The 18,984-nt window shown below is 44.5% G+C and carries 17 protein-coding genes; 8 read left to right on the top strand and 9 right to left on the bottom strand.

The window, feature by feature from the left end; all coding sequences use genetic code 11:
* The first annotated feature begins 1 nt into the window (after position 1).
* From CXF82_RS18900 to CXF82_RS18875, 6 genes are all read left to right on the top strand, one after another.
* The gene (locus CXF82_RS18900; protein ID WP_101092498.1) at positions 2 to 691 is read left to right on the top strand and encodes a DUF4347 domain-containing protein; all 690 of its coding nucleotides are present in this window, start codon (positions 2 to 4) and stop codon (positions 689 to 691) included.
* A 123-nt stretch (positions 692 to 814) separates the two neighbouring features.
* Entirely contained in the window at positions 815 to 1,189 is a 375-nt protein-coding gene (locus CXF82_RS18895) for a hypothetical protein (protein ID WP_101092497.1), read from the top strand.
* Between the two features lie 391 nt (positions 1,190 to 1,580).
* Positions 1,581 to 2,285 carry a class I SAM-dependent DNA methyltransferase gene (locus tag CXF82_RS18890; protein WP_102044756.1) on the top strand — a complete coding sequence of 235 codons (705 nt, stop codon included), beginning with the start codon at positions 1,581 to 1,583 and terminating at the stop codon, positions 2,283 to 2,285.
* 167 nt (positions 2,286 to 2,452) lie between these two features.
* Complete coding sequence (locus tag CXF82_RS18885; RefSeq protein WP_101092495.1) at positions 2,453 to 2,920, top strand: nuclear transport factor 2 family protein; 468 nt, start codon at positions 2,453 to 2,455, stop codon at positions 2,918 to 2,920.
* Positions 2,921 to 3,032: 112 nt separating this feature from the next.
* Positions 3,033 to 3,413: a DUF3224 domain-containing protein gene (locus CXF82_RS18880; RefSeq protein WP_101092494.1), complete on the top strand. Its 381-nt coding sequence runs from the start codon at positions 3,033 to 3,035 to the stop codon at positions 3,411 to 3,413.
* Positions 3,414 to 3,451: 38 nt separating this feature from the next.
* Positions 3,452 to 3,730, top strand: a complete 279-nt coding sequence (locus CXF82_RS18875; protein ID WP_102038052.1) for a putative quinol monooxygenase — start codon at positions 3,452 to 3,454, stop codon at positions 3,728 to 3,730.
* Positions 3,731 to 3,831: 101 nt separating this feature from the next.
* Here CXF82_RS18875 and zapE read toward each other — a convergent pair whose 3' ends face one another.
* The 6 genes from zapE to CXF82_RS18845 form a co-directional block, all read right to left on the bottom strand.
* Positions 3,832 to 5,028 carry a cell division protein ZapE gene (zapE, locus tag CXF82_RS18870; protein WP_102038053.1) on the bottom strand — a complete coding sequence of 399 codons (1,197 nt, stop codon included), beginning with the start codon at positions 5,026 to 5,028 and terminating at the stop codon, positions 3,832 to 3,834.
* 34 nt (positions 5,029 to 5,062) lie between these two features.
* Positions 5,063 to 6,613, bottom strand: a complete 1,551-nt coding sequence (locus tag CXF82_RS18865; RefSeq protein WP_257982824.1) for a M16 family metallopeptidase — start codon at positions 6,611 to 6,613, stop codon at positions 5,063 to 5,065.
* The gene (locus CXF82_RS18860; RefSeq protein ID WP_180961233.1) at positions 6,613 to 8,019 is read right to left on the bottom strand and encodes a M16 family metallopeptidase; all 1,407 of its coding nucleotides are present in this window, start codon (positions 8,017 to 8,019) and stop codon (positions 6,613 to 6,615) included. Before CXF82_RS18860 ends, CXF82_RS18865 begins: the two co-directional genes overlap by 1 nt.
* Positions 8,020 to 8,198: 179 nt before the next feature.
* Positions 8,199 to 9,740, bottom strand: a complete 1,542-nt coding sequence (gene norR, locus CXF82_RS18855) for a nitric oxide reductase transcriptional regulator NorR (protein ID WP_101092491.1) — start codon at positions 9,738 to 9,740, stop codon at positions 8,199 to 8,201.
* 168 nt (positions 9,741 to 9,908) lie between these two features.
* Positions 9,909 to 12,203, bottom strand: coding sequence for a nitric-oxide reductase large subunit (locus tag CXF82_RS18850; RefSeq protein WP_101092490.1), 2,295 nt, complete (start codon positions 12,201 to 12,203; stop codon positions 9,909 to 9,911).
* A gap of 355 nt (positions 12,204 to 12,558) precedes the next feature.
* Positions 12,559 to 13,485, bottom strand: coding sequence for an LpxL/LpxP family Kdo(2)-lipid IV(A) lauroyl/palmitoleoyl acyltransferase (locus CXF82_RS18845; RefSeq protein WP_101092489.1), 927 nt, complete (start codon positions 13,483 to 13,485; stop codon positions 12,559 to 12,561).
* 119 nt (positions 13,486 to 13,604) lie between these two features.
* Here CXF82_RS18845 and hldE point away from each other — a divergent pair, with 119 nt between their 5' ends.
* Entirely contained in the window at positions 13,605 to 15,035 is a 1,431-nt protein-coding gene (gene hldE / locus CXF82_RS18840) for a bifunctional D-glycero-beta-D-manno-heptose-7-phosphate kinase/D-glycero-beta-D-manno-heptose 1-phosphate adenylyltransferase HldE (protein WP_102044754.1), read from the top strand.
* A gap of 39 nt (positions 15,036 to 15,074) precedes the next feature.
* On the top strand, positions 15,075 to 15,938 hold the full coding sequence (locus tag CXF82_RS18835; RefSeq protein WP_257982822.1) for a hypothetical protein: 864 nt from the start codon (positions 15,075 to 15,077) through the stop codon (positions 15,936 to 15,938).
* 227 nt (positions 15,939 to 16,165) lie between these two features.
* On the opposite strand, the gene CXF82_RS18830 is transcribed toward CXF82_RS18835, so the two are convergent.
* The 3 genes from CXF82_RS18830 to CXF82_RS18815 form a co-directional block, all read right to left on the bottom strand.
* Complete coding sequence (locus CXF82_RS18830) at positions 16,166 to 17,200, bottom strand: NAD(P)H-dependent flavin oxidoreductase (RefSeq protein ID WP_102044753.1); 1,035 nt, start codon at positions 17,198 to 17,200, stop codon at positions 16,166 to 16,168.
* Between the two features lie 132 nt (positions 17,201 to 17,332).
* Positions 17,333 to 17,716, bottom strand: coding sequence for a hypothetical protein (locus CXF82_RS18825; RefSeq protein ID WP_102044752.1), 384 nt, complete (start codon positions 17,714 to 17,716; stop codon positions 17,333 to 17,335).
* Positions 17,717 to 18,232: 516 nt separating this feature from the next.
* Positions 18,233 to 18,610 (bottom strand): hypothetical protein, encoded by a 378-nt coding sequence (locus CXF82_RS18815; RefSeq protein ID WP_102044751.1) that lies wholly within the window; start codon positions 18,608 to 18,610, stop codon positions 18,233 to 18,235.
* Between the last annotated feature and the right edge of the window lie 374 nt (positions 18,611 to 18,984).

Raw genomic sequence — 18,984 nt, 5'->3', positions numbered from 1 at the left:
CATGGATAGCCTAAAGCACATTTCAACATACTCCACTTTCAATGACAGCCTGACCCATCTCAGTTTATTTGATACGTCAGACTCGACACTGGATTCTGAACTCAATCCAGCACTCGATATAAAAGCAGCATCTGCAGAGATTAAGTTTCCTAGACAGTTCCCATTAACGTGGCTGATTTTGCTGTGTTGCCTCCTTTTTGTTAATGAAGCTACAGCGAATGAGCGCCCAACAACATCCTTGCTCAATGTTGAGCACTCAGCCGTGTTAGTCATTGTTGACAACACAGTGCAAGATCTAGAGGGGTTATTGCAGAACGTTAGGGGAGAGGTGCACTTATTGATCCTTGACGAGGGCCAAGAGCCATTTGCTCAAATCAATCAAGCTATCGCTAACGAGCCGAGTTATATTGGGGTGGTTATGGTGGCTTCTGCGGCCAGTGATGCAATTTATTTAGGCGGGCGTTGGATTGATAAGCAGTATCTGGTTAATCACCGCGTCAGCGTGAGCCAGTTTGGGGCTCACTTTAGCGCAAGCAGTCAGTTTATGATTTTGACCAACGACAGTATTGCCAACCCAAAAGGTGATCAACTATTACACTTGATTACGCGCCTGACTCAGCTGGATATTAGTGCCTATGGTGACACTGAACACCACTATCTGTCTTCACGTCATACTGTACGCTTTTTTTAGTTAAATCAGTCTGTAACAAGGATACGTTTTGTATCATGTTTTACTTTTCATTAACGAGGGTTTGATCGTTTTGCTGCTACTATACACACCAATATAACCTGCAGTTGTTTAAAGGACTATTTGATGACATACGTCAGCGGTGTAAGCAGTAATTTGGCTAATAACTTAGATGCTCTCGCGAGCGTTAACAGCCGATTGTCGGCCGCAAATATGACCGAAACGACCAAGCAACCGCGAGTGGAGCCTGCGGCTCAATCGAATGCACCTGATACATCAGTGACGCTTTCAGAGGCGGCGAAAGACAAGCTAATGCTTGAGCAACAAACGGCTGCTACAGCGGATACTGATGAGATAACCGATTTAAAGTCTTTTGCTTTTGGAGCGTTAGGCTTAGATCATCCAGATCAAGTAGAAGATAAGGAAGACTCTTCGTACACTGTAGGCCAATATGTAAAAGCCGCTGCGACGATAGGTGGCATGATTGCGATGTTTGTTTAAGCTCGCGTTTGTCGTACATGATTCTGTCATATAGCACTCTGATATCCACATTTGAAAGCTATATGTTTAACCCTATGCTTTAGAACGGGTAATGACCGTCCTCATCTCTTATTTATTTAGCGGCATCATATCCTGATAGTATTCGCTAACACGCACAGCTTCAACTGAGCATTAGCCATTTTTGGTTGTTCTTCGTGGCGGTGTTGATGCTCGTTTTAATGCGTTCAACAACCGCTATAATCTGTAATGGAAAGTGCTGGAAAACCTGCCAATATAAGCTTTAAATTTCCTATAGGCTTTTAATCTAGATATTTCCCCGGCTACTTTAGCCACTCATCGTCATTGTAAATGATAAACTTGCCCCCGTTTAACTGCATTTGATGAGACTCTTATGAAATCAGAATTGTATTCAAAATATGCTGAGCAATATGATGCAGCAATACAAGACAATATTCACAATGCGTGTTTAGAACGGCCGTCCTTACAAGCGTTACTTGATGACCTTTCAGGGCTCGATGTCGTTGACTTGGGTTGTGGTACAGGAATTTATGCGCAGTATTTTATCGCTCAAGGGGTTAGGTCACTTACCTGCGTCGATGTGTCTGAATCAATGGTTGAGATAGTGCGTGCCAAGTTAGGAGAACGAGTCACCGCTTACGTACAAGATTTATCATTAGGGTTGCCGCAGCAAAAGTCTGCCAGTGCCGATGTTATTGTGTGTCCACTAGTACTGCACTATGTTGAAGATTTAACCGTTGTTTTTAAAGAGATCCACCGGGTCTTAAAGCCAGCTGGCTATATGGTCTTTTCAACTCATCATCCCTTTGCTGATTTTGAATGTTCGCAATCTGGCAATTATTTTGAACGAGAGTTAGTTAAGCAAGAGTGGAATACCATAAGTAAGCCTGTTGCGGTGAGCTTTTACCGTCGCTCACTCACTGAGATCAGCGATGCGATAACATCCAACGGCTTAGTCATTAGTCAAATCTGCGAAGGGAAAGTGTTAGAAAAAGTCAAAGGCATTTCCGCCATTACTTATCAAAAGCTCAGCAATCGACCCAACTTCATCTTTATTAAGTGCCATCCATCGCGATAATCACTGTTTATGTAACAATTGAATAACAAATAAAAGGGGTGTTATGGTAGGCCTCCAAGGCTGGTGAACCTACCTTTTGAAGGTACTACAACAGGCCATATGGCTTGTTTGTAGCTTAAAGCATTTGTCTGCTATGAGGTTCAATCGTCATCAAAAGGGAGTTTGTTATGAAACGTTTGGTTGTTATCGCATTAAGTTTATTGGTTGTCTGTTCAGTACAAGCACAGAGCAACCAAAGTGAGATGGAGCAGATTGCTCAAAACTATTTCGAGGTGATGGTTGCGTCACAAGCGCCTGATGCCACAGAAAAAGAGTTAGAAAATTACCTAGCTCTGCTGACGGATGACGTTGGCCATCAACATCTTCCTTATGAAACAGACGACTCTCGTTCAGCTGATGGTAAGCAAAGTATGCGCAAAGGAATGACATTCTACCTTGGGGCGCATACTGAATATAAAGCTGAACTGCTTAACCTATTTACCTTTAATGACAGCGCAATAGCGATCCGCTACAGCCATAGTGCGAAAGGGATCCACCCACAAAGTAATCAAGCGATCACATATACATCAACCATGATGGAAGTGTTAGAGATTGAACATGGCAAAGTGGCTGTAATACGTAAATATCATGAGTAGGCCTTAACACTATGGCGTAATTTTCTGGATTGTTGTTATTGCAGCAATAGAAATGGTCGTGTAAATACACCGGGTTAATCAGTAATAGTTCAATTAAAGATTGGAGAAATACATGATGGTGAGTGGACAATTTTCAATAGCGTTTACACCTGCAACTGATGACGTTATTGATGCTGGACGAATGTCGTTTACTAAAACATTTGAAGGCGACATAAGCGGTGTTAGCCAAGGGCAAATGCTAAGTAAGCGTACCTCTGTCGCTAACTCCGCGGCTTATGTGGCCATGGAGTCCTTCTCGGGTGTTATTAACGGTCTCAAGGGAGAGGTCTCATTTCATCATACTGGGGTGATGAATCGAGGGGCTGATACTTTGTCAGTTTTAGTGGTACCTGATTCTGGAACGGGTGAGTTAACGGGAATTTCAGGCTCTATGACGATAAAAATAGAAGCTGGAGTGCACCATTATCATTTTGATTATGTCATTAACGCTTAACGCCCAGTAAACAGGCTTTGTACGGTAAGGAACAACGATTGGCTAAGGTTATTTTATCGGGTTATATCTTGGTGGCTATATCCGAGTTAGCGACGGTAAAAGATGCGCTATTGCAGCATACAGAGCTAACAAAGCAGGAACTCGGCTGCTTGATATTTGAAGTGACCCAAGATAGTCAGGATAGCTGTCGTTTTAATGTCTATGAGGAGTTTGTTGATCATGCTTCATTTGCTGCTCATCAATCTAGAGTCGCCAATTCAACGTGGGGCGAGGTGACGGTGAATGTAGAAAGGTATTATCAGATTAGTCCCCAGTAATATTCATAGCGGGCTATGAGCCGAGAACAATCCAGTAGTCTAGCTCTTTTTTAATCAGCTTTTACGACGGTTTGGTGGCTTAGGGGGTGTCGGCTGCTAGCTTAATCGTTCGTGTAAGCTAAGGATTGCATTTGGGTTAGTCGGCTTAAAGTACGTCTAAATTCAAAGCTTAACGCTCCGCCAGTGTATAAATCTTCCATCGCGACATCAGCTTGGATATAGAGTGTTACGCCTTGGTCATATAACTCATCGACCAAGCTAATAAAACGCCTCGCAGGATCATCATTTACAGCATACGACAACTGTCGCTCACCCGTTTCGATGGCGATAACGCCATCTTCTGTGCCGCGTGCACGGATCCAGCTTCTTGGCTCACCGCCTAAAATAGGCACCTCTGATACCATGACGGTGTTAAAGCGCGTGGCTATTTCAATATAATCTAGCTGAGAACGTGGTCCATCGCATAGCGCATCAAAGCGAAACCAAGCGATGTTGTCGGTATACTCTATAGTATCAATCACTCTGCTGTGCACCACGAGTTTGGCAGCGCAAGGCTTTGCCGATGCTGTCATCGTGCTAAAGCGCTCTGCGAAGGCACGATGTTGGCTTTGCGCAGTGCCAGTGTGATTAATAAAATAGCGCTGTTGATAAACTGAGTGACGCAGCCTATGGTCAGCTTCACCGTTGAGATGAATTTCTTGAGTAAACTGATTCAATAAGTCGATAGTGGCTAAAAATCGTTGGCGTTGTAAGCCGTTTCGGTATAACTCATTAATGGGGATATTTGAGGTGGTGACCAGCGTCACCCCTTCATTAAACAAGGCTTCAAATAGCTTACCTAGGATCATCGCATCGCCAATGTCAGATACAAAGAACTCATCAAAACACAGTAGCTTACATTCGCCAGCAATCCGTTTAGCAATTCGGGCAAGCGGTTCTCTGTTACCGGATTCCGCCATCATCTCTTGATGAATTCGAGCCATAAAACGATGAAAGTGCAGCCGCAATTTCGGGGTATTTTCAATACTGTTATAAAAGAGGTCCATTAAAAACGTTTTGCCACGGCCGACATCCCCCCATAAATACAACCCGGTTAACGCTTGATGAGCTGGGCGACTTGAGTTTGAGGATGTGAGCGCAAGGTACAATGCCTCTAAGGCTTCAATCGCTTGGTATTGGCTCGGGTCATCGATAAATTCTGTGTGTGCTAGTTGCTGCTGGTAGCGCGCAAGTGGGCCAGCCTGTAATGATTCAAGCTCTATTTTTGGGTCTGCTGCTAGCGCGCTTAACAATGTCATCTAGGTCATCGTATCTTAATTAGAATTGCACGTATTATAACGACTCATTAGCAGACACTTCAATCAGCTGCCAGTCAGGAAGCTTCTGTTTAAGATCGGCATTGATTTTTTCTGCGTCGCCACGGATCACAATATAGGGTGGACGACTAAATACATCGGCGGCAATGGACTGCAGTTGCTCCGCGGTGAGCGCCTCGATTTTGTCGGCGAATGCTTGCTGGTATAAAGGTGAGTACCCAGAGGTGAGCTGCCTAATAGTATCAAGCTCTAGCGCCATGGGGTTATCTTGGCGCAGCAGTAATTTACTGGTGTTATAGGTTTTTACTGCGGTTAACTCTGCTTGACTGGGTGGACTCTCAGCGGCCAGTGCTAAGTGCTTGAGTACACCATCGATAAAGGCGCCAGTGTGCTCAAGTTTAGTACTGCCATAAAACTTGATAGAGCGCGAAAGAGGATTGTCATAACAGCGACCGTAAATACCGTAAGTTAAACCACGAACCTCACGTAAGTCGTAATATAATCGGCCCGAAAAACTGCGCCCTAACCAGCTTGCAAGTAACTGACAATCTTGAGCATTGCCACTTGCATCACTGGGTAATAATGCTTGATTTACCTGTGTGTCATTTAAGTCTCTAACCATTGGATAGCCGACTCTGATTTGAGTTTGTACACTGCCAGGGGCGTCAATAATGTAGATCGTTTTACTGCTATTGCCTAAAGGAACAACAGGCATGTTCTGCATTATCTGTGTGCTGGAATGATTATGGGTATCTTGGGTTATGTTGGTGGTGCTATTTAACGCCACTGCGCGGGAGAGTAATGCTTGTGGTGGCTTACCTTTAGCATTAGTTAGTCTTTGGTTAGCTAATACAGCCCAACTCGATTGAGATAATATCTGCTCTCTAACGTTATTAAGGCTATCAAGCGTTAAGCTATCGGCAAGTGAACTATCGTTGAGCGCTTGGTTATAGATATGTTCTTCGCCGAGAATGGTTCTCGCCCAGACGGTATTGATCTCTGCGCCACTAAAAGCATTGATATGTTTAGCGAGCTTTAATTGCCGCCTAACATTAGCAATGTCGATGTCATCAAAGCTGTGTGGGCGCCAAAAACTCATTAGCAGCTCAGTGGCCTCTGTGGGAAGTTGGTGGCAACTAATACCAATCGCGATACTGTGCAGTGACGGGCTAAACGTTAGGCTCTCGGCGCAACTCTGCGCTTGGCTCGCGACCAGCCAACGGCGCTTTTCTTCAAATGCTCTCATCAACACGTCTACATTTTTAAACGGCTGTCGAGCGCTATAAGCCACGAGAGTGAGGTGATCTAAACCTGATTTTGGATCGTTAACCCTAAATAACTGACTGCCGTTAGGCATTATTTGTTGTTGAATGCTCTGTGTTTGCTCAAAACGCATGGACTCAAGGGTCGGTGCCCCGTGAATGGGGTTAAACTTTGGGAGACTGGTTGCAGCTGTCGCAGTAAAGTCTATTTGAGTCTGTTGGCAGCCCAGTAGGTATAGGCTTAAGTAAACCATTAAACTTACACTGGCAACTCTTATATAGATAATGCGTATCCGATGTTTCATCACATTACACTCTCTTCAAGATCGTCCGCTGTTCCCTTTGGCAACCACTCTAGAATCGTTTTGGCAGCACGTATGTGCCAAGGAGGGAGCAAGTCGAGCCGGACGCGTTTGTGCTTAAAATAATGCTCGCTTACGCGCTGTAGATCCGCAGCCGTGACAGCATTTATTCGCTGCCATTGGGCTGTTAATGGTGCTGAACTATCCTGCGGTAGCGTCGCTGAAAGGGTTCGAGCCAGTACCGATGGGCTATCTAATATTGAGAGCTTTTTATCTAGCCATATCTGCTTTAGTTGGCAAAGTTGTTGCGCAGGTATGGGTTCTACAGTTACCGATCCAATTAACTTTTCAACGTTCTCGGTTAAGGTATCGAGTGAAGTGCGGGCTCGGGGGACTAATACCAGATTGGTCACGCCATGATGCTGCATTTTGAGTGGAATTGAATAACTAAGGAGTTGGTCGGGATCGCTGAGACTGGTGCGTTCAATCAAGCTACTTTTATTTTGAAACAGGTACGCTTCGAGTAACGCCAGTGCAGCGGCATCTGGCGAATCAGTTCCAGCTGTATGCCAAGCGAGTAACACCGCTGGCCACGGGCCGCGTTCATCAACTATTTCACCGTGAACCGCCTTTGCGTCAATGATGAGATCTGACATGGCGACTTTAGCGGCAAGCGGCTGTTGCCAGCTGGCAAAACTATTATCTATCCAGGTATTGGTGTTTGCGGGGAGGTTACCCACTAAGCTTAACTGCATTGCATCGGGGCGATAAAAACGCTGATGAAACTGATTGAGCGATTCAGGTGTCGCGGCTTTTACGTCAGCAATGCTACCAATAACCGCATGTCCATAGGGCGTACCTTGAACTTGCGCTAGCAAAAACTCCATTGCTTTACGCACATAAGGTTGGTTATCAATGCTGGTGGCCATCTCCTCGAGCACTGCGCCTTGCTGGTTAGCAACGGTGGCAGGCGTTAGTGCTGGATACCTAAAACGATCGGCTTCTAACCATAAACTTAGCTCCAGTGCTGGGGCGGGAATGGTTAAGTAATAATTAGTGAAATCAAAAAAGGTACTGGCATTAAACTGGCCGCTGAGTTCACTCATAGTTTGAGTGTAACGGTCACCGGGGGCATGCTGACTGCCTTTAAAGAGCATATGCTCAAACAGGTGCGCATAACCCGTTTGCCCCTTGATTTCGTTTCGAGAGCCAACATCAAACTGGCTGGCGATTGAAATTGATGATGAGTCAGCAATCGCTAAGGTTCTCACCTGTAAGCCGTTGCTTAATTGACGATACTGAATACGCTTTTCGGTTTGATAAAGCGGAGCTGCTTGGGTGGTTAGATCGCAACTGTGCTCAATGGCAGTTAGAGGTTGTTGCTCTGCAGCAATAGCGCCGTTTGAGATAAAACCTACGGCAAAAAATAGGCCGATGAAAAGGTGTTTATTTGCCGATTTTCTCAATGTGCTTCATCCTTTTGCAACGTAACATAACCCATTAAAGCAACGGCGGATTTATCTCTTACACTCATTTATAGCAGTTATTGTCATTAACCCCAATGGGCATTTTGATGTGGTTTAACTTATTATTTTATCCCAATGCGTTTAGCGAGTCGGTGGAGGTTGCCAGAGTCGAGTGCAAGGGATCTCGCTGTTGCCGCCCAGTTACCTTCGTTTTCAGTTAATACTTGCTGAATATACTGTGATTGAAAAGTTGCGGTAGCTTGCTTTAACGTTTGATGGCTGGGGTGCGCAGTATGGCTAGGGACTATTTTAGTGTTAGTGACGCTGGTTTGCGGCTCCACATGGAAGTCAAAATGTTGCTGCGAGATAAGGCAGCTGTCCGATGATGATTGGGCGCGAGATAGCACCGATGCTCGGTGCAGCACATGTTCTAACTCTCGGATGTTGCCGGGCCAGTCGTAGCCATTGAGAATGGCAAGGCTGCTTGCATCTAATCTAAGGCTTTTAAGGCCTAGTTTTTGGCGACAGCGTTCTACAAAAAAACCGCTTAATAAAGTGACATCACCATCACGTTCTCTTAGGGGCGGTACGACGATTGGGAATACACTGAGTCGGTGGTAAAGGTCGGCTCTAAAGCGTCCTGCAAGTACCTCCTTTTTAAGGTCTTTATTGGTTGCGGCAATGATTCTCACATCAACTTTTAAGCTCTTATCAGAACCTACTTTCTGTAGGTCGCCGTACTGCAATACTCTTAATAACTTAGCTTGTAACCCTAATGGCAGTTCGCCAATTTCATCTAAAAACAAGGTGCCGTTGTCAGCCTTTTCAAACTTGCCACTACGATGACTTATTGCACCGGTAAACGCGCCTTTAACATGACCAAATAGCTCACTCTCAGCAACGGATTCTGGCAACGCTGCGCAGTTTAAGTAGACGAGAGGCTGTTTTGCACGATGCGAAAGTTGATGCACCGATTTTGCCACCAACTCTTTACCTGTACCTGTTTCCCCTAAAATAAGCACGTTTAGATCGGTATTCGCGACCACGTTAAGCTCATTTTTAAGTGAATTTATCGCCATTGAGTGGCCTATCATTTCTACACGAGTATCAGCGTTAATACGGCTCGCAGAGGGTATTTCCTGTGACTGGACAGCCTGTTTCTCGAGTTTATCGATCATCAAGGCATTGTTAAGCGAAGCTGCCGCAAGCGCACTGAGTGTGCGCAGCTCATTGTCACTAAAATCGTTAAATTGCTTAGGGTCAAAACCGTCGATGGTGACAGCGCCAATCAGGTCGCCATTAGCAAGCAAGGGGAGTCCGATGCAAGCGTGCACCACTAAGTTATCACCTTGGTGAGGGATCAGGCCATCGTAAGGATCAGGCAGTTCACTGTCAGCTGGAAAGCGCACGATATCGCCAGCGCGTGCAATGGCTTCGAGTCTTGGGTGTTCGCTGATAATAAATCGTCGCCCGAGTACATCTGGGCTGAGGCCATCAATTGCCAGAGGGTTAAATTGTTGTCCGGTAAATTGCAGTAGTGCGGCAGCGTCGCAATGCAAGGTTTGCCTTATGGTATCGAGTAAGCGCGAGAATCTATCATGATCAGAAAGCCCAGCAGTAATATCTAAGGCGATGCGGGTAAGATCAGTTTGGCTTAAAGACATAGAGAATTTCCATAAAGTATTACAACAAAACTCATACTGACTGAGCGATGGGAGGTGTTTGTCTTTTTGACATTAATGCGAATGATGAACAGTGTCAAATGTACCGTGTATTAGATAAAGAAAAGGGCGCTTCAAATAGCGCCCTTGAGTCTGTATCATTTAACGTTGTTAAGCGTTAGCTGATGCTTGACTGTCATCTAGTGCGCTCGCTGTTTTCTTCTTAACAATGGCTTTTTTGATAATATCAAAGAAGAAGTAGCCCATAAATAAGCCACCAAAGCCAAATAGAATATCACCAGGCATACGCATCCAAACCAGTGTTTCAACCAGTGGACTATGGATCACTTCTGGTGAACGAGCAAACCAGTAACCATTGTCGATAACGGCAAAGAACTGCACTATGCCAACGGGCAGTAGAGACATAAATACCATGGCGGCTAAGCCAATATTCATGGTCCAGAAGGCGCCTTTTAGAAGCTTCTCATTCCACTGCATTTGTCCTGTTAATCCACGTAAGCAGAATAACATCAGTCCCATACCTAGCATTCCATATACCCCCATGAACGCTGCGTGGGCGTGAGTTGCGGTAGTATTTAGACCTTGGATAAAGTACAACGCGATAGGTGGGTTGATGAGGAAACCCAAGATCCCAGCGCCGACTAAGTTCCAAAATGCGGTGGCCACGAAAAACATAATCGCCCACTTGTAACGGATCATCCAAGGGCTTGCTGCACGTAAGCGATAACTTTCAACCGCTTCAAAACCAATCAGTGCCAGTGGTACCACTTCTAGAGCCGAGAAAATCGCGCCCCATGCAATCACTGAGGTTGGCGTACCGGTAAAGTACAAGTGATGCAAGGTGCCGATTAAACCACCGGTTAAGAAAATAACCGTGGTGAAGAGTACCGCTGCATTTGCGCTGCGAGCACGGATAAGTCCAAGGCGCACAAGCATTAAGGCGACAACAGAGGTAGCGAAGGTTTCGAAGAACCCCTCTACCCATAAGTGAACCACCCACCAGCGCCAGTATTCAGCAATCGCAAGGTTGGTATGCTTACCCATAAATAGGCCAGCACCATAGAATAAACCAATCGCTACACACGAGGCGTACAGTACCCAAATAACCGGGCGCATCTCGCCTTTAACTTTTAACGCGGGACGCATTGCTGCTGTCACAAGGGCAAGCCAGATCAATAATCCTACCAGCAGTAATATCTGCCACACTCGGCCTAAATCGATATATTCATAACCTTGATGACCGAATAAGAAATTCATGTCTAGGTCAAAATACTGCTGAACACCAATCCATTCCCCTGCCATAGAGCCGAGCACAACCACCAGAAGTGCAACCCAAAGTACGTTTACACCGATGCGTTGGAACTTAGGTTCATAGCCCGATAATGCAGGGGCAATATAAAGACCTGTACCTAACCAAACCGTTGCAATCCAGAATACGGCAAGTTGTGTATGCCAAGTACGCGTGACGGAGTAAGGGAGAATTTCTGACAGTGGAATACCGTAAAAATTTTGCCCTTCAACCGCGTAGTGTGCGGTGATCCCTCCGAGTAATATTTGCAATAGAAACAAGCCTATCGCAGTAACGAAGTACTTCCCTACAGCGCGTTGTGATTTAGTGGGTTTAGTGAAGAAGAGTGGGTCTTGTTCGGCAGGCTTTGGCAAACTGTCATGTTTACAGCTCGCGTGATGCCAGACTAATGCACCGATACCCGCAATAAGAGTCACAAAACTTAAGATTGACCAAACCACGTTGTCTGACGTTGGCGTATTACCAATTTGTGGATCGAATGGCCAGTTATTGGTGTAGGTATAATCGGCATCTGGACGTTCTGTTATTGCAGCCCAAGCGCCCCAAAATAGAAAACCATTGAGCTTTTCACGGCGATCTAAGCTCGGAACGGTACCCTCTTTCATTGCATATTGTTCTCTAAGAGATGATAACTCTGGGTCATCACCAAATAGCGCTAAATAATGTTGCTCTACCTGTTTAATGGCTGCAATACGCGTGTCTGAAAGAGTGATATAGGTATCACCATTAGCTTGCTCAACAACCGTATTACGGCGAATATCTTCGCGCAAGCCTTGCTCAAGTCCTGCTTGTTGCTGGGTGTTTAGTTGCGTAAACGGGATCTTGAAACGTTGCTTTGCGGTGATATCTAGCCAAGCCTGAGCTTCTTTATGTAACCAGTCTGCAGTCCAGTCTGGAGCAACATATGAACCATGTCCCCATATAGAACCCAGTTGATGCCCCCCCATAGAGCGCCAAACCAATTGTCCTTGTTCGATGTCATTTTGACTAAATAGTGTTTGTCCTTGGCTATCAACAAAAGCTGTTGGTATTGGCGGCTTTTCTCGATAGATTTCACTACCAATACTCAGTAGTACAGTAAATGAAGCAATTAGCACCAGTAGTAGTGCAATTGCCGTTAGTCTTTGTTTGCTCATAAGTCCTCTTAGCGCAACGGTATTATTATTCAGGCGTAGCTTGCTATAGCAGATAGCATGCCAATAGTTGAAGCTGCTGTTTTAAAAGGATATTATTGTTTTATTTATAGTGGCGATGTCACAAAGACAGCGCTTTAAGTGTCCTTATGACACCTAGCTGTCTTTTTGACATTAGCGTGGCGTTCGAAAAGTAATCGACGTAGGAAATCGTGTGGAAATAAATACTTATCGGGCTGAGAATGTCGAGTATGGCTAAGCATGAGGACATTGGAGTATGAGAATGTAGAAAGGGCTACTTGTTGAACGAAAGTGAGCTAAACAAAGCCCTTTGCAAATGCTGCAAAGGGCTAGGGGGTTATTTATATAAGGACGGGTCTTCAGGTTTTGGGCGGGTCTTAAAACGTCGATGCAGCCACATATATTGACCTTTATTACGGCAAATAATGTCTTCAATAATTCGATTACCCCGCTTGGCATCTTCAATCTCATTTTCGCCTGGAAAGTCTTCTAACGGCGCTTGGACTTCGATGTTATAGCCTGTGTCGGTACTGTTTCGTTCAACAAAAAAGGGCAGAACCTTGGCTTTACCCAGCCTTGCCAGTGTGGTGGCACCGGTAATGGTGGCGGCTTCTTTAACCGCGAAAAAAGGGATGAATGTGGCACTCGAACGGCCAAAATCTTGATCGGCAGTGTACCAAATGACGTTGGGGGCTCTTAAGCTACGCACCATTTGGCGTAAATCTCTTTTTGGCACCAGCGCTTTATTAGATCGTAATCGACCTTTGACCTGCAGATACTCAATTACGGCATTATTATGCGGTCGGTAAACGCCCACTCCTGGCTGGAACTGGCCAAAGATACGAGCACCCATCTCTAAAGGCAGGCAGTGAACGGCGTACAGTATGACCCCTTGGCCACTGTTCAGGGTTTGCTCGACATGCTCTTGACCTTTAATACTCATATGTTGTTGAATTTTTTCATCCGACCACCACCATGCATTGATGGTATCGAAGATAGCTTTGCCTGTTTGTTCAAAGTTTTCGCGTAATAGCGTTTGCTGTTCTGCTTCGCCCATATCAGGAAAGCACAGCTGCAAATTACGCTTGGCAGTGTTAACCCGTTTGCGGGCAAACTTCATGGCAATTCTGCCAATAGCCGCGCCAATCCTCATTTGGAGAGGTAATGGCAACACTTGTGTTAAGCGCATCATCGCAACGCCTAGCCACAGGGGCCAGTACTTAGGATGATAAAGATGAGATGACAACTGGGCTTTTTCTACCACGGAAAACTCGAATACATTGAAAAATTACTCATTATTCTAACGCAAACTCACTCAAACTCACTCAAAATCATTAAAAATTAGGTACAATCATCAGTAAATTTGCAAAACACACGGCCATTATGAAGATTTCTCTGCCAGCATTTGAAAACGCCAAGGTACTCGTCGTTGGTGATGTAATGTTAGATCGCTACTGGGCGGGCACGACTGCGCGTATCTCTCCTGAAGCACCCGTCCCCGTTGTTAAAGTCGAACAGATTGAAGATCGACCTGGCGGCGCGGCGAATGTGGCGATTAACATTGCCACGCTAGGCGGCGCAGCGAGTCTTGCTGGCATCGTCGGTGTTGATGAAACGGCTGACGCATTGACCATTGGTGTGCAAGCATTCGGCGTTGAGCCTAATTGGCATCGAGTTGCTGGCAAGCCGACGATCACTAAACTACGAGTGATGTCGCGCAATCAGCAATTGCTGCGTTTGGATTTTGAAGAGAGTTACTCGAAAGTAGAAAGTGATGCGCTGCTAGCAAAAACCATTTCACAGTTAGACAATGTCGATGTGGCAGTGCTGTCTGATTACGCTAAAGGCGCCCTCGTTTCTCCTGAAGCCTTTATTCAATCGGCGAACGACAAAGGGGTCAAAGTGTTAGTGGATCCTAAAGGCAGTGATTTTGCTCGTTACCGTGGTGCTTATCTATTAACGCCAAACATGGGTGAATTTGAAGCGGTAGTGGGCAAGGTTGAATCAGAAGCAGACTTAGTCGCTAAAGCCCAGTCTTTGTTGTCGCAATTTGAGCTCAATGCCATGTTGGTAACGCGTTCAGAAAAAGGCATGACATTAATCACTAAAGATCAGCCAGAGCTGCATATCCCCACGGTTGCACGCGAGGTTTACGATGTGACGGGTGCGGGTGATACCGTTATTTCAGCGCTAGCGACAGCGATTGCCGCAGGCAGTGATTTACCACAAGCGTGCGCTATTGCTAATACGGCAGCAGGAATAGTGGTTGCCAAGTTAGGCACCTCAACGGTGACCAGAATTGAGTTAATCGAAGCGCTCTCTTTGAATCAAGGTGAATCAGGTTTCGGTGCAGTGAGTGAAGACCAACTCGTTTACGCGCTAGAGCAAGCTAAGCTGCGTGGTGAGCGTGTGGTCATGACCAATGGCTGCTTTGATATTTTACATGCAGGACACGTCAGTTACCTGCAACAGGCCAAAGCCCTAGGTGATCGATTAATCGTTGCTGTTAATAGCGACGCTTCAGTCAAACGCCTGAAAGGCGAAGGGCGTCCGGTGAACCCAGAAGACAGACGAATGGCAGTGTTAGCCGGTCTTGCTTCGGTTGATTGGGTGGTCCCATTCTGTGAAGATACACCACAACGCGTGATTGCTCGCTTGTTGCCTGATCTGCTGGTAAAAGGCGGCGATTACAAGGTTGAAGATATTGCGGGTGGCGAAGAGGTGATTGCTGCGGGGGGCAAGGTTAAAGTACTCGGCTTTGAAGAGGGTATTTCAACCACGGCGATTATTGAAAACATCATGGCTAATCGCTAGTGAAAGCCATGCGTAAAGATCAATAATGTTATCTAATTAATGCTGAACTCATTAGTTTTTAGCATCGCGCTGACAAGTGGCTTTATTTGGGATGATATCGGTTCTAAGAAAGCCCTTGTTTGCGAGCTTAAGCAGCTTGAAGTTTGCTTAAGTCAACTCCCTCCTTCTGCCAGAAAACAGTTACCTAACACTCAGCTGATACAAATGTCATTGGGCGCGCGCGCCGCGATGGTGTTACCTCTCAAGCATGTCGACGTCGCAGGCGTATTAGTAACCGACTTTAGCCAGCTTCCCCTCAAACGCAGTGTTAACTGGGGAGAAGGGGACTTTTCTTTGAGTCTTAATCGGCAGCATGAACTGACCTATTGGCATGAATTAGGCCACCTTCAAGCAATTGAAGCGCTTAAGACCATGAATGCTGAGATCTCCAGTCCTTTTCAACATGAGTGGTTAGCGGATCTCTATCTGATTTGGCGTATCGCCAAAGAAACTAATAGCTTGAGCTTAGCGTGGCAGCAATATCATCGTCGTAACATTGATGTAATGGCAAATGTGGCATTTATGTCCCATTGGAGTGTGCCTATCATGTCGCAAGCTCTTGCGCGTTATAGCGTCAAAGAGCTCACCGCGTTCAACAGTTTTAATACATTTTTAGCTGACTTTTGGCCGACGATAGCACTGCCAACCGCTGATAGTTTAGCTGAATTTTCAAGCCTGATTCAGCGTACATTCGGTGCTGGGACAGTGCAACCACTGCCGGAATATATGTATTGGCGCAAACCCGCTTTAGGACATTATTTTAAGCCGACATTGATTAAGTTAATGGGACAGACTGATGCAGTGCAGTGGCTTGTAGATCAAAGTATGGATCAAGATGGTTCGAGTCTAAAGCCCAGACTGTAGGGGTTTGTAAGCAGGGTTCTTTTAAGGTAGAGGGTTACCTATTTCCCCTTGGGCAGAAGTGGTTTTTTTTGAAGCATGTGGTTCCAATTGCCTGCTTTCGACGGCCTCAGCTGCACCTACACTGGGTTAGAAAAGCACAATCACTCGGCATTTAAGTTTGAAATAGAAAATCTATTAAAGATATGGCTGTCCTGTCTTTTTGAGGCTAGATACCTCAGGCTACCCGATTAAATGCCGTCACCCCATAACTCATAGGTTAACTTAGTCGCAGAAATCTCTTTACAGCCACTTCGGTCAGTACCTGACCACAGTGGAGTAAAATCTGATAGACCTTGGGATTCAGCTTTTGATCTCAAAGGACCAATAGCTATAGATGCATAAGGAAACTCTGGGGCTTTACTCGCTATAAAATTTAACTCTTTCATTATTTTATTAGTAATGCCTCTCGCCAATCGACCTGAGAATATATTAGTTAAAGCGGTTACGCTGTTTTTTGATTTTATCGCTTGCCTGTGAATAGCACTTGTTTTTGCCTCATCGCATAACAAGTAAGAAGTTCCAACTTGAACTCCTGAAGCACCTAGCCTTATCATTTCTTTGATATCAGTGCTTGTAGCTATTCCACCTGCAGCAACAACTGGTACAGATAATTCATGTTTTAAGCAAGCTACAAGTTCTAACGTCGGAAGTTGAGTTGATGCGTCCGAAGTCATGAACATACCTCTATGACCTCCAGCTTGATAGCCCTGAGCAATGACAATGTCAGCTCCATTTTCCTCTAGCCACACTCCTTCTTCCTTGGTCGTAGCTGAAGACATTACAACTGTTCCCCATGACTTTATTCTTGTTACAAGCTCTGCCGATGGAAGACCAAAATGAAAGCTAAGTATTGGTGGTTTATGGGGCTCTATTGCATCAGCAAGATTTGCATCAAAAGGAAGCCTCAAGCCAGAAATTTCGTTTAGAGGCTTGATCGAAAAAGATTCGTAGTACGGTGAAAGCTGTTCTTCCCATGCTTCAAGTGCCTGATTATTTGTCTCAGGCATTTTGTGACAAAAAAAGTTTAAGTTGTAAGTTTTATTTGAGTTTTTTTTGAAATTTATAATCTCGAATAAGACCTGATCTTTAGTCAACATCCCACAAGGAATAGAGCCAAGCCCACCAGAGTTTGATACTGCAGCAGCCAACTCCCAGTTTTGTACTCCAGCCATTGGAGCTTGAATTATTGGCTTTTCAATACCGAGGATACTGCATAGATTCATAATTATTCTTCCTGAATGCGATATGTTTTATTTAGGCATTTAACGCCCTGTTAACAGGCTAAATATAGTTGGCTAGAATAAGCGACGAAGGATCAAAAGGCCAACTGTATTTTGTCCTTGTTTAACAGCTTGTTAGGTAACATTAAGCACTTTTGGAATCTCACGAGTAACCACATGAATAAACTCATTTGAAGTCATAACTGAGAAATGAGCCAGCTCTCCTGGAGTTGTGTCATATAGTATGGTTTCAGTTTTAAGATAATCTATTAAGCTCGATTTATCATACCTACCAATAACTCCACTCTCTCTATTGAGGTGGTAATTTTCTGAATGGTCACATTCATCATAAATTTGAAATTGGACTGTGTCTGTAAAAACTACTAGAAAGCGCTTAGGATCAAATTTTCCTGCTGCCCTTTTCCCTTCTTCAAGGGTCAAAGTTAGCAATCCATTTTGGTACTGTAAATTATCAAGGAACCAATCCTGATAATTGTGGGTATCAAGCTCAGTTTTCATCTAGTTACCTAACGCCAAGTTAACCGGCAGCTTTGTAGCAACGAAGTTGCGGAGAAGCTGTCCAGTGGAAGCCGCGTTTTTTTGCGGCTGTAACGGCGGTTAAACGCCTTGTTAGGTGTTTTAGTTGGCATGATGCACCTGTTTGTATTGAGCACGATTACAGTAAACTAGACTACCAATTACCACCCAATATAAGAAGAACAAAGTGGCGTTGTATGTGATGTGGCTGTAATTCACTTTAGTTGCGTTAATTAAAACAAATGGGATCGATACGACGAAAAATACTATTAAGGCGATTAGACTGAATTTACGAACAAATATTAGTAAGGGAATACCTACGATTTGTATCGTGATTTGGGTGAGCACCCACAGCCTATAAGTTTCACTGTCAGAACTAAGTAAAATTAAGTGAAGCGCTGAACTGATAGCTAAAGCCAGCATGCTTAAATTAATAATTATTTTAAAAGTACGATCCATATACACCTAACGCCCATTTTGTCCTGCTTGAAATTCTTGTTAGGTAACTTTTACCCACTGCCCAAATCTGACTATCTGTTGAGGCGCATATTCCATCACCCATGTTCGATCTGAAGCAATAATCAGAATACTTTCTTGGTCTAGGTAATATTCCAATTCGGACAGCAATTTAGACCAACTTAAATATCTTAAGTTTGACCAAGCTTTATCAGTGATAATTATTTCAAAGGTATCAGAAACACTCTTACTCTTTAACCAAGTAATTAGTTTCTGTTTATGTACACTATCTTCGAAAGAAGCAATAACCCATTCACTAGTGTCGTCAACACCACAATCCCAATCTACTTCATGTAAATGAGGTTCAACAAGTTTCCTCAGATCTCTCACTCGCAATTCTGGATTCAGAAGATTAACCATCCGTAGTTACCTAACGCCGTTTTAAGCGGCAAATTGCAGTTGGCTAAAATAAGTGAGATACGAACAAAAAGCCAACTGTGATTTGTCCGACTTGAAAACCCTTGTTAGGCGCTTTATGGATACGTTACGACCCATACTTTATGTTTTTTCATTAGGTTACTATACCCCTCAGAAATCATCCCATTAAGGTATGATAATCTCAGGTGCCCTTCAATAAGTTGATAAGGGGCTTTCATTTTTTGCTCACCAAACTCGATTGGATGAGAAATCTCACTAAAATTTTCTCCTATTATAATAGGCGTGGCGTAGAACCATATTCAAGCATATATTGACCAAGGCAAGTCGTTTTTCTGTGATTACCTTTTAATAACTCT

This window comes from Shewanella sp. GutDb-MelDb, from assembly GCF_002836075.1.
GTDB lineage: Bacteria > Pseudomonadota > Gammaproteobacteria > Enterobacterales > Shewanellaceae > Shewanella.
The sequence above is the reverse complement of the archived record's forward strand: the minus strand, read 5'-3'. Positions and strand labels throughout refer to the sequence as shown.